The sequence below is a fragment of the uncultured Campylobacter sp. genome (genome assembly GCF_938045345.1).
In the GTDB taxonomy this organism is placed as follows: Bacteria; Campylobacterota; Campylobacteria; order Campylobacterales; family Campylobacteraceae; genus Campylobacter_B.
The window spans coordinates 62,863-72,733 of record NZ_CALIMS010000053.1 but is presented as its reverse complement, the minus strand read 5'-3'; the positions used below and the strand labels follow the sequence as shown (position 1 = coordinate 72,733).

13 protein-coding genes and 1 pseudogene are annotated in these 9,871 nt (G+C 44.8%); 6 read left to right on the top strand and 8 right to left on the bottom strand.

The window, feature by feature from the left end:
- The first annotated feature begins 169 nt into the window (after positions 1-169).
- Positions 170-1,228: a DUF3137 domain-containing protein gene (locus Q0144_RS09385; RefSeq protein ID WP_298063641.1), complete on the top strand. Its 1,059-nt coding sequence runs from the start codon at positions 170-172 to the stop codon at positions 1,226-1,228.
- 74 nt (positions 1,229-1,302) lie between these two features.
- Positions 1,303-2,005: pseudogene (locus tag Q0144_RS09380) on the top strand (IS1595 family transposase).
- A 157-nt stretch (positions 2,006-2,162) separates the two neighbouring features.
- Here Q0144_RS09380 and Q0144_RS09375 read toward each other — a convergent pair.
- The 8 genes from Q0144_RS09375 to ribA form a co-directional block, all read right to left on the bottom strand.
- Complete coding sequence (locus tag Q0144_RS09375; RefSeq protein ID WP_298063638.1) at positions 2,163-2,951, bottom strand: hypothetical protein; 789 nt, start codon at positions 2,949-2,951, stop codon at positions 2,163-2,165.
- Between the two features lie 34 nt (positions 2,952-2,985).
- Positions 2,986-3,156, bottom strand: coding sequence for a hypothetical protein (locus Q0144_RS09370; protein WP_297941360.1), 171 nt, complete (start codon positions 3,154-3,156; stop codon positions 2,986-2,988).
- Positions 3,157-3,344: 188 nt separating this feature from the next.
- Entirely contained in the window at positions 3,345-3,767 is a 423-nt protein-coding gene (gene lysM, locus Q0144_RS09365; protein ID WP_298063636.1) for a peptidoglycan-binding protein LysM, read from the bottom strand.
- A gap of 200 nt (positions 3,768-3,967) precedes the next feature.
- The gene (locus tag Q0144_RS09360) at positions 3,968-5,170 is read right to left on the bottom strand and encodes a chloride channel protein (RefSeq protein ID WP_298063634.1); all 1,203 of its coding nucleotides are present in this window, start codon (positions 5,168-5,170) and stop codon (positions 3,968-3,970) included.
- Positions 5,171-5,645: 475 nt separating this feature from the next.
- Entirely contained in the window at positions 5,646-6,188 is a 543-nt protein-coding gene (locus tag Q0144_RS09355; RefSeq protein WP_298063632.1) for a hypothetical protein, read from the bottom strand.
- Positions 6,185-6,391: a hypothetical protein gene (locus Q0144_RS09350; protein ID WP_298063630.1), complete on the bottom strand. Its 207-nt coding sequence runs from the start codon at positions 6,389-6,391 to the stop codon at positions 6,185-6,187. Before Q0144_RS09350 ends, Q0144_RS09355 begins: the two co-directional genes overlap by 4 nt.
- The gene (rsmG, locus tag Q0144_RS09345) at positions 6,391-6,969 is read right to left on the bottom strand and encodes a 16S rRNA (guanine(527)-N(7))-methyltransferase RsmG (RefSeq protein WP_298063628.1); all 579 of its coding nucleotides are present in this window, start codon (positions 6,967-6,969) and stop codon (positions 6,391-6,393) included. Before rsmG ends, Q0144_RS09350 begins: the two co-directional genes overlap by 1 nt.
- Positions 6,966-7,526 carry a GTP cyclohydrolase II gene (ribA, locus tag Q0144_RS09340; RefSeq protein ID WP_298063626.1) on the bottom strand — a complete coding sequence of 187 codons (561 nt, stop codon included), beginning with the start codon at positions 7,524-7,526 and terminating at the stop codon, positions 6,966-6,968. The genes rsmG and ribA overlap by 4 nt, the downstream gene beginning before the upstream one ends.
- A 63-nt stretch (positions 7,527-7,589) precedes the next feature.
- On the opposite strand from ribA, the gene hemB reads away from it, so the two are divergent.
- The 4 genes from hemB to argF are packed head-to-tail and all read left to right on the top strand — an operon-like array spanning position 7,590 to position 9,867.
- Complete coding sequence (hemB, locus tag Q0144_RS09335) at positions 7,590-8,564, top strand: porphobilinogen synthase (protein WP_298063624.1); 975 nt, start codon at positions 7,590-7,592, stop codon at positions 8,562-8,564.
- Between the two features lie 2 nt (positions 8,565-8,566).
- Entirely contained in the window at positions 8,567-8,782 is a 216-nt protein-coding gene (locus Q0144_RS09330) for a hypothetical protein (RefSeq protein WP_298063622.1), read from the top strand.
- Between the two features lie 39 nt (positions 8,783-8,821).
- Complete coding sequence (locus Q0144_RS09325; RefSeq protein WP_298063620.1) at positions 8,822-8,947, top strand: hypothetical protein; 126 nt, start codon at positions 8,822-8,824, stop codon at positions 8,945-8,947.
- Positions 8,944-9,867, top strand: a complete 924-nt coding sequence (gene argF / locus Q0144_RS09320; protein ID WP_298063617.1) for an ornithine carbamoyltransferase — start codon at positions 8,944-8,946, stop codon at positions 9,865-9,867. The genes Q0144_RS09325 and argF overlap by 4 nt, the downstream gene beginning before the upstream one ends.
- Positions 9,868-9,871 lie beyond the last annotated feature (4 nt).

Here is a 9,871-nt window from a genome sequence, read left to right as displayed (position 1 = left end):
CCCGCTACGATGAAATTTTAAGCTTAGAGTTTTGAATTTATCCTTAAATTTAGGGGGCTGTGCGAAATTCATAAAAAATTCACCTTATGTGCGGACGAGCGAGCTTTGAAATTCCAAAATCCCTAGAATTTTGCTAAAATTGCGGGCAAATTTAAAGAAGGGCGAAATTTTGACTATTTATGATTTGGAGCGCCTGCGACTGGACGCGAAAAAGCACGTGGAGCAGCTTAAGTTTATCGTCGTCGTAAGCACGATCGCCTTGTTTGCGGTGTTCGGCGCTATCGCGTATTTTACAGATAGGCAGGGCGCGCAGAGCTTTAGCGCGACGATGCTCGTGCTGCTGGCGGTCGCCTTGCTCGCCGTAAGTCTTAAAGAGGTGCACTTAAACGGCTGGCAAAAGGATCTCATCGGCACGGAAAATATCTTAAAGTTCGGCGCGGTCGTGATCTCATTTTTGATCTTCAAATACTCCGCAGCCTTGCCGCAGGCGTTGATAGGCTTAGCCGCGCTTGCGCTCGCGGTGTGGCTAGCGGCGCGGTTTTACGCGCTCGGCGTAAGAAGCGCGCAAGAGATCTTTACGGGGCGGTACCGCCAAAGCTACAAGCAGCACTATCTGGCGCCCTTCGTGCGCGAGCTGGGCTACGAATACGTCTCCTACGGCAGCGTGCCGTTTTGGCGCGTGGTGCAGAGCGATCTGTTCGAGTTCATCGAAAATCTGCGCGGCAACGACCGCGTGGGCGGCGCGTGGCAGGGGGTGAGCTTCGAGTTTAGCGATGTGAGCTTTTTTCATCAAAATTTGCAGCACGAGCTCGCGGGGGCGTTTTTCGTAGCGGAATTTAACAAACGCATCATCGCGCCCGTTTTCATCTATCCGCGCGAGATACAAAACAAACAGCACATAGGTCTAAAGCCCGTTGCGATGGATAATGTGGAGTTTGCCGCGCGATACAAGGTGCTTAGCGACGAGCCGCAAAACGCGATGTACGTGCTAACCCCCGCATTTATGGAGCGGTTTTTAGCGGTAGGCGATGCGCTCGGGGCGCAGATCTGGGCGAGTATCAGAGAGCGGCGGATCCATATTTTCGTGCACACCAGGCGCGATAATTTCGAGCCTAGCGTCTATGAAAGCGTGCTGCGCCGCGACCCCGCAAGCGAGATAAAGAGCGAAATTTTAAACTTTTTGAGTATCGTTAAAATTTTAAAACTGAACGTGAGGATTTGGATTTAATAAAATTTTGAGCGGTATTTTGCTAAAAATTTTGGCTCAAGATAAGTTAAAAACTTTCAAAGGAGTTTTTAACTATGATCCTGCCGATGAAAAACAAGTATATAATTCGTTCCCGAATTTCAGAGAAGAAATTTAGAGAAATTCTCAAGTATTTTGCAGAAGACATAGAAGCTTCTAAAATAGCAAATTTTACAGGAATCTCTAGAATTTCCATTAATAAGATTCTAAAAAGCATTAGAGTTTTTATCTCTCAAGAATGTGAAAAGATAAGCAAATTTAATGGCGAGATAGAGATAGATGAAAGCTACTTCGGAGCTAATAGAGTAAGAGGTAAGAGAGGTAGAGGAGCAAGCGGAAAGCAACCGGTATTCGGTATGTTTAAAAGAGATGATAAGGTCTATACTCAGATAGTAAAGAACTGCTCTGCTAGTGAACTAATACCCATACTATCGCAATATAGTGAGCTTGATAGCTCTACTATCTATTCAGATTGCTGGAAAGCCTATGATGGCTTAGTTGACTACGGAGCGAAGGCTCATTACAGAGTAAAACATTCAAAGAATGAATTCGCTAATGGTAAAAATCATATAAACGGTATAGAAAACTTCTGGGGATATGCTAAACACAGATTATCTAAATTTAAAGGCATCAAGAAAGAGAATTTTTTGCTTCATCTTAAAGAATGTGAATTTAGATATAATAACAGCAAAGATACGAAGGAGTTCTATCATAATTTTATTAAAGATGATAAGAGAGAATCCGCTTAAGTTCTGTTGAGCCTTTTTTAAACTCTAATTTTAAGTTATTTTAAAAAATTCCATAGCAGTCTTTTTTATACCACAGCTTGTTAATCCTATATACCTCGCCAAGCTAGCTCTGCATATGTTTTTAGCGCCTCAAACTTTCTCATTTTTTATCCTTTATCAAAAGATTGTTATTTGCTTAAATTTTTATTTATATCTATATTAAAGACCGTAAAAATATAATCTCTTACCTTATTGTAATTTTCTTCATTGAAAGAAAATATATGTATAGAATAAAGTCCTTGATTCTTCCACCTATAATCAGACCAGTGTGTTTCTTCTATATATTCAAGATTTATTTGAAATTTTGGAAATATTTTCCAAAAATTTTTAAAACTTTTATTTTCATGTCTATAAATTATCAAAAAAACTATAATTTCTAAAAATTCCACAAACAATAATATAAATATTAAAAGTAATACACCTATTAAAGATATGCCAAAAGTTCCTTTAATAAAGCTAATTATGAAAAAACTAACTAAAAATATCTTACCAAAAGTAGCTGAAATTATCATATCTAAAAACCAAACTGCCTTAAAAGCTGTTTTGTTGTTAAATATTATATCTTCACTACTAGTTTCTTTAAAATTTTGATCATAATATGTAACTTTTGAATTATAAAAATAGGTATATTTTTTCTTTGAATTTATAATATTAAAACAATCAAATATCAAAAATACAACTATTGCAAAGCCAAATTTTATTATCGTTCGTTTTATGTCATCAAAATCTAAAATACCACTTTCAAAATCGTCTAAGTAACTAATGCAAAATCCAGAAGCAGTAATCCAAAATATTAAAATAATCAAATAATGTAAAATCAAAGCAAAACCAGAATAATCCCGCAAAACTAGTGGCTCTTTGTCGTAGTCCCTAGTCTCTTTTTTCCTTAGCGCAGCACCGGCTTTAAATTTATCCAAATCGAGCTCTTTATAAATAGAATTTCAAAGTATTTTATATGTTTTCAAATAGGATGACGGCGCGCAAGTGCGGCGGATAATCTACTATCAGCCGTCGTACGGCTCGCCAAACTGCGTCACGACTTAAAATCAAAACCCGTCTTACAAAAGCAAATCCGCGGCTCGTAAGTCCGCAGTCTGCAAAATCCATAACTCGCAAAATCATGCCACGCCATCGGCTCATAAAATCGCAGTTTGAAAACCGCACTGTATAGTCAGCTAAAAAATCACGCTCCGCAAAAAATCGCGCTGCGCCGCGGGCTGATAAATCACGACTCGCGCAAACGCAGCACAATACGCGCAAAAATAAAATCCGCGGCTTGCAAAACTAAGCCGCAGCATTTAAAAGCGAGCTTAAGCTTTTGGAATTCTGATCTTCTGCCCCGGATAGATGAGGTTCGCGTCCTTGATAACTTCGCGGTTGGCGTCGAAAATAACCTTGTATTTATTCGCGTCGCCGTAGAATTTCTTCGCAATTTTAGATAGGTTATCGCCCTTTACGATGGTGTAATAGTTCTCGGCGTTATCTTCTCTAATGCCCTCGATCTGCACGTTTTTGATGCCTGCGGTGTTGCCCGCGATGAGGGCTGCTTTTTCGAGAGTTTCCTTATCGGCGTTGCCGCTGATTTTGACGGTATCGCCCTGTACCTCGACCTCTAGCCCCTCTACCGGCGTAGAGCTGAGATTGGTGGCGATCTCGTCTTTTACGTGCTTGGCGTCATCGCCTAGACCTAGTAGTTTCTTGCCTGCTTCGGCTACGAATGAAAGTAAACCCATTGCCTTCTCCTTTGGTTAAAGTGGCGAAATTTTATCTTAAATTTACCAACGATCAGCTTAGGCGCATATCCTTACGGCTCCGCCCTAGCCCAGTGATGCGACCTATGGCGCTCACTCTATGCTGACGGGGCAGGTTCTCAGACCATCATCGCCGCGCCCATCGATTTATGCTTGCAGCGCATGAATTATCAGCGCCGTGACTACGCTAAATTTTTCGTCAGTAAATTTCTAGCGATCACGGCGCATACGATGCTAAAAACGACGACCGAATATGAGTTTATATTTAGTCCGCAAAATCCCGCGCTTAGCGCAAAAGCGCAAAGCGGCGCGTTTAGATTGATCGCTAAAAATGCAGCCCCTCCGCAAACGCACGTCGCGCTAAGACTTATTGGCAGAATTTCGCCGATCGCAAATCCAACGCATAGCCCCAAAACTGCGCCCAGCGCGAAACTCGGCGTAAGCGTGCCGCCGTATCCGCCGCAGCGAAAGATCATCAAAATGCAAAATGCCTTACAAAGCAAGATCGCAAGCAAATACGGGCTAAAGGATGTGGAGTCGAAAGCAAACTGCGCTGCGGAGCGTCCGTTACCTAAAATTTCTGGTACGTATGCGCCGACCGCCGCGGTAAGCAAGAATGCAAATGGCAGTGTAAGTGCGATTTTGAGGCTTTTTATGCGCCGTTTTTCGCACAAGCGCACTCCGTCTTGAAAGTATTTCGCTGTGACTCCCGTGACAAGCCCGATTAGCGCCGCTGCGAGTAAATTCTGCGGGGTAGGGGCGAAGTTCGAAACTGCGTAATAAATTTCTTTTGAAGCTCCAAATTCCGCTGTAGCTGTAGCCACCGCGCTAGTAGCAAAGGCGCACAAAATCGCTCGAGTATCGAAGCTTTTAAGTAAAATTTCTAGGCTAAAAAGCGCGCCTGCTAACGGAACGTTATATGCAGCGCCTAGTCCCGCTCCCGCGCCGCATGCGACGAATAACCGAAGCTCGCTGCTATCGATATTTAATGCGCGACAAATTTTAGCTGCGAATAGAGCGCCTAGTTCGCGCGGAGCAGCTTCACTGCCTACCGGTGCGCCGGCGGCGATGGCTACGAGCTGCAAAACTGAGTGGATTAAATTTTGCCAAAACGGCGGATTTTGCCCATCCATCATCGAAGCTACGTTTAAAAAGGGTTTTAGCCTTATCAGTAGAATTCTAATTAAAGTTACGATTGCGCCGGCTGCGAGGACGCTAAGAAAGCGCCTAAGCGCAGTGGTTTGCTCCGTGACAATGTGAAATTCCTCATCATTATGTCCGAAAGCAAAAGTTTCAATTTCGTTGATACCGAAGTTTAAGAGCCCCGCGCAAAGCCCCATTATAACGCCTATCGCAAGGATCGCTAAAAAGAATTTAGTACTCAAAATATGCCTTTTTGAAACGCATAATTATATAAAATTTTAGCTTTAAAAAATCCTTACCGCGCGCATAAAAGCAGCTAAAACGCGAGTAAATTTTAAAATAATGGCTAGGAATTTATATCGTCTCTGTAAGTAAAATTTTGCGCGAAATTCTATGAAGTTTAGGCAGGTTCGGAATTTTATTTGAAATTTCTTGCCGCGAGGACAGGCGGAATTCTACGTAAAATTTAAATCTATCCGAGCGGGTAATTTAAATTGAGTAAGCGAGAAAATTTTGCAGAGGACGCGTGAGATTTCGCGCAGAATTATAATTTACGAAAGAGGGCAAAATTCCGCGTAGAATTCCGATCCGCGTAAGCGAGCGAAATCTCGCGTTAAATTCTAAGCCGCGAGGCTAAGCAAAATTATATGCGCGGAATTTTAATTTGCATAAGTCATAGGAATTTTATACCCGCGAACAAATTCGCTTAGGATTTTGCTATTTTTTCCAAATATCGTCATTTTTACCAGCTGCGGGCGCGCTTAGCTTTTTATCCAGAGCCGAAATTTTATCCGCGAGCTTTTGCGCGCCGCCGAAAATTTCATCTTTTTTCGGAAGTCCAAAGTGAAATTTAGAGCCCACGCTGTCTCCAATGCTCGCAAGTAGCGATTTGGGCGCGTTTGCGATCGCGTCTTTAAAGATCGCCGCATCGATTCCGAGCTCGGCTAAGTTTTTTAACGCCCGCGCAGAGCCGATAAACATCGCGATCTTGGCGTCGAAAAGATAATCATTGGCTAGCTTTTGTGCGCCCGCCGCGGATTTTTTATCCACGACGATGAAGCGTGCGCCTGCGCTGTTTGCGAGTAAAATTTCATTTATATCGTTCGTAATAACGCTAAATTTTTTCTGCGCTTTTTGCGCCGCGGCGATGAGCCTGTCGTTAAATTTAAAGAGCAGATTGTCATATTTGAAAACTTCGTCGCCGTTTTTGATGAGATATAGCGGCTCGTAGGGCACGAGCGCGTGGCCTAGGATGATCATTTGCCGCCCCTTAGTTTGGCTTCGCAGGATTTGCAAAGGCGCTTTTTGTCGCGCAGAGCAAGCTCGTCGTTGCTAAAGTACGTCCCACACTCGTCGCACGCCAAAAGCTCGGTCGCATCGTCCTTTTTCTTTATGCGAAATCTAGGCACTATCAAAAAATATATGAGCGCCGCGATAACGGCTATGGCTAGAATTTTTCCCATTATTTCACCCCTTTGATCACTAAAAATTTTCTATTTTTCAAAGCGTCTTCGCCGCTAAAAATTTCGCAGCGCGCGCTCGTAAATTCCTTACGGAATTCCTCCGCTTCCGCCTCTGCGCCTGAGCCTTTGTAGAGCAAAAACGTCGTGTTTTGATCGTAAAAGCCGCGGCAAATTTCAATTAAATTTCGCGCGCTCATCAAAGCCCGAGAGCTTATCAGATCGGCGCGCACCTTTGCGCCGTCTTGCACGCGCTCGGCGTGGATTTTTACGTTAGCTAGAGCGAGGCTAACCTTCGCGTAGGTTAGAAACGCCGCTTTTTTAAGGTTTGGTTCAAATAGATGCCACTCACACAGCGGCAGCGCGAGCGCCAAAAATATCCCCGGAAAGCCCGCTCCCGAGCCGATGTCGCACGCGATGCGCGGATAGCGCGGTATGAAATTCGCTCCGCTTAGGCTGTCGCGTACCACCGCGTCCAAATCGTCGTAATTCGTGAGGCTATGGACGCGGTTAAATTTTTGCAGGCATGCTTTAAATTTAGCGACCTGTTCGTTAAAGCTCTCGCCAGGCGCAAGCTTCACAGCAGATGCCCCATCTGCTCTTTTTTGACGCGCAGATAGTTTTCGTTAAATTTATTCGGCGTAATGATTATCGGCACGCGCGCGACCACTTCTACCTTTAGATCGTGCAGCTTTTGCGGGTTGTTCGTAAGCAGATTTATGCGCGAAATTCCAAAATGAGCGAGTATGAAATCTACGATCTCGTAGGTGCGCTCGTCCGCTTTGAAGCCCAATTGATGGTTTGCTTCGATCGTATCGAGGCCTTGATCTTGCAGCGCGTAGGCGTTGATTTTATTAAAAAGCCCGATATTGCGCCCCTCTTGACGCAGATAGATCACCATTCCGCCGTGCTCCTCGATATATTTTAGGCTTGCTTCGAGTTGGTCGCGGCAGTCGCACTTTAGGCTACCGATCGCATCTCCGGTAAGGCACTCCGAGTGGATCCGCACATTTACAACATCCGCGAAAGGCTGCTTAAATATCGCCAAATGCTCCTTATTTCCTTGCTTGAACGACTGAACGCGGAAGCTTCCGAAGCGAGAGGGGAGATTTGCGACCTCTGAAATTTTTATATCCATGCTTAAATTTACTCCGATTGTGATATTATAAATCTTACAATTCTAGCTAAAAAAGGAAAAATAATGTTTAAACGATTTAGACGGCTACGAATAAACCCCGCGCTTAGGGATCTGGTGCGACAAACCGATCTGCAAACCCGCTTTCTAATCTATCCGCTTTTTGTGGTGGAAGGAAGCGGCATCAAAAAGGAGATCGCCTCGATGCCTGGCGTATTTCAGATGAGCTTGGATGAAATTTTAAAAGAGTGCGAGGCTCTTTTGGCACTTGGTTTGGATAAAATTTTACTTTTCGGAATTCCTTCGCTAAAGGACAGCATCGGCTCGGACGCGCTAAGCGAGGACGGCATTATCGCGACTTCGCTGCGCGCGATAAAGGCTAAATTTCCAAATTTGCTCGTCATCACCGATCTGTGCTTTTGCGAATACACCGACCACGGGCACTGTGGCATCATCGATCACATTCATCAGACGGTGGATAACGACGCGACGCTTGAAATTTCGGCGCAGCAGGCTTTAGTGCATGCCAAAGCTGGCGCGGATATGATCGCGCCCAGCGGCATGATGGACGGCATTATCGCTACCTTGCGAGAGACGCTCGATCACGGCGGATTTGAAAATTTACCGATTATGGCGTATTCGACGAAGTTTGCCAGCGGCTACTACGGGCCGTTTCGCGACGTGGCGGAGAGCGCGCCAAGTTTTGGCGACCGCAGCAGCTACCAGATGGATCCCGCAAATAGATTTGAGGCGATCAACGAAAGCCTGCAAGACGAGGCGCAGGGAGCGGATATCTTGATGATAAAGCCCGCGCTTGCGTATCTGGATCTAATCAGAGATCTGCGGGAGCGCACGCTACTACCGATTTGCGCGTATAACGTAAGCGGCGAATACGCGCTTTTGCAGGCGGGTAAAAAAGCGGGCGTGATCGACTATGAGCGCGTGATGATGGAGACAATGATAGGCATAAGGCGCGCGGGTGCTGATATGATCATCACCTATCACGCCAAAGAGATTGCGGAAATTTTAAACAGGGGCTAGCGATGAATAAAATAGCACTAGAGATTAAAAGTAACGAAATGGAAGCCGTCTTGGACGCCGTAATGAAGCTAGCAAAAAAGATGAAATTTGAAGCTAAAATTTTATCTGAAAATAAAGATGAGTGCATAGAGAATTTTGGCGAGCTTTCGAGCACCGTTATTGCGAAATTGGATAAACCTAGCAATAGGACTGTTTTTGAGCGATTAAAGGATAAATGAAATATTTGACGCTAGTTTTTATCGGCAAATTCTATAGTTTTGGACGACGAGGAATTTTATGCGGCGATGGAAGATATAGTCGTAAAGGTGGCTGCGGGCGATATGACGAAAGGTGATTTAAAAGAATTTTTTAGTAAATTTATAAAAGATAAGGTGGATAAATGAGGCACTTTCTTACGTTAAACGATTTTAGCAAAGACGAGATAATCGAGATTTTAAATTTAGCCTTTGGGATTAAAAAAGAGGCCAAGGCACGAAATTTCAAGCCATATTTAAAAGATCAAAAATTAGCGATGATATTTGAAAAAAGCTCGACCAGGACGCGCGTTAGCTTTGACGTGGGGATGAACGAGCTTGGCGGGCACGCGCTGTTTTTAAGCAGTCGCGACATACAGCTCGGGCGCGGCGAGCCTATCAAAGACACTGCGCGCGTGATTTCGCGAATGTGCGATCTAATCATGGCGCGCGTAAATCACCACGAGACGCTAATAGAGCTTGCGGAATTTAGCCGCGTGCCGGTGATAAACGGGCTAAGCGATAAATTTCATCCCGTGCAGCTAATGGCGGATCTAATGACGATCGTGGAGTGTGGCACCTCAATTGCAAAAATAAAAGCCGCGTACGTGGGCGACGGCAACAATATGGCTCACTCGTGGCTGATGCTTGCTAGCAAGCTTGGCTTTGAGCTGCGAGTAGCGACGCCGAAAGGCTACGAGGCCGATCCGCAGGTACTGGCGCAGGCGCAAGAAAATGCTAAAATTTCAGGCGCTAAAATTTTAATAACGAACGATATAAAGGAAGCCGTAGCGGGTGCAAACGTCGTGACGACCGATACTTGGGTTTCGATGGGGCAAGAAGGCGAAAAGGAGCAAAGAATTCGCGACTTTGCGGGCTTTTGCGTGGATGAAAGTTTAATGGCTCTAGCAAGTGACGGCGCGATCTTTTTGCACTGCCTGCCGGCGTACCGCGGATATGAGGTAAGCGAGGCCGTGTTTGAAGCGCACGCGGATGAAATTTTTGCAGAGGCGGAAAATCGCCTGCACGCGCAAAAGGGCGTCATGGTCTGGCTGGATCAAAAAAGATAAATTT

What these genes read in the sequence shown, in the direction of transcription:
- Q0144_RS09370 (WP_297941360.1), bottom strand. Translation starts at nt 3,156, where the DNA reads ATGATTTTGCGAGTTATGGATTTTGCAGACTGCGGACTTACGAGCCGC.
- lysM (WP_298063636.1), bottom strand. Translation starts at nt 3,767, where the DNA reads ATGGGTTTACTTTCATTCGTAGCCGAAGCAGGCAAGAAACTACTAGGT.
- Q0144_RS09355 (WP_298063632.1), bottom strand. Translation starts at nt 6,188, where the DNA reads ATGATCATCCTAGGCCACGCGCTCGTGCCCTACGAGCCGCTATATCTC.
- Q0144_RS09350 (WP_298063630.1), bottom strand. Translation starts at nt 6,391, where the DNA reads ATGGGAAAAATTCTAGCCATAGCCGTTATCGCGGCGCTCATATATTTT.
- ribA (WP_298063626.1), bottom strand. Translation starts at nt 7,526, where the DNA reads ATGGATATAAAAATTTCAGAGGTCGCAAATCTCCCCTCTCGCTTCGGA.
- hemB (WP_298063624.1), top strand. Translation starts at nt 7,590, where the DNA reads ATGTTTAAACGATTTAGACGGCTACGAATAAACCCCGCGCTTAGGGAT.
- Q0144_RS09330 (WP_298063622.1), top strand. Translation starts at nt 8,567, where the DNA reads ATGAATAAAATAGCACTAGAGATTAAAAGTAACGAAATGGAAGCCGTC.
- argF (WP_298063617.1), top strand. Translation starts at nt 8,944, where the DNA reads ATGAGGCACTTTCTTACGTTAAACGATTTTAGCAAAGACGAGATAATC.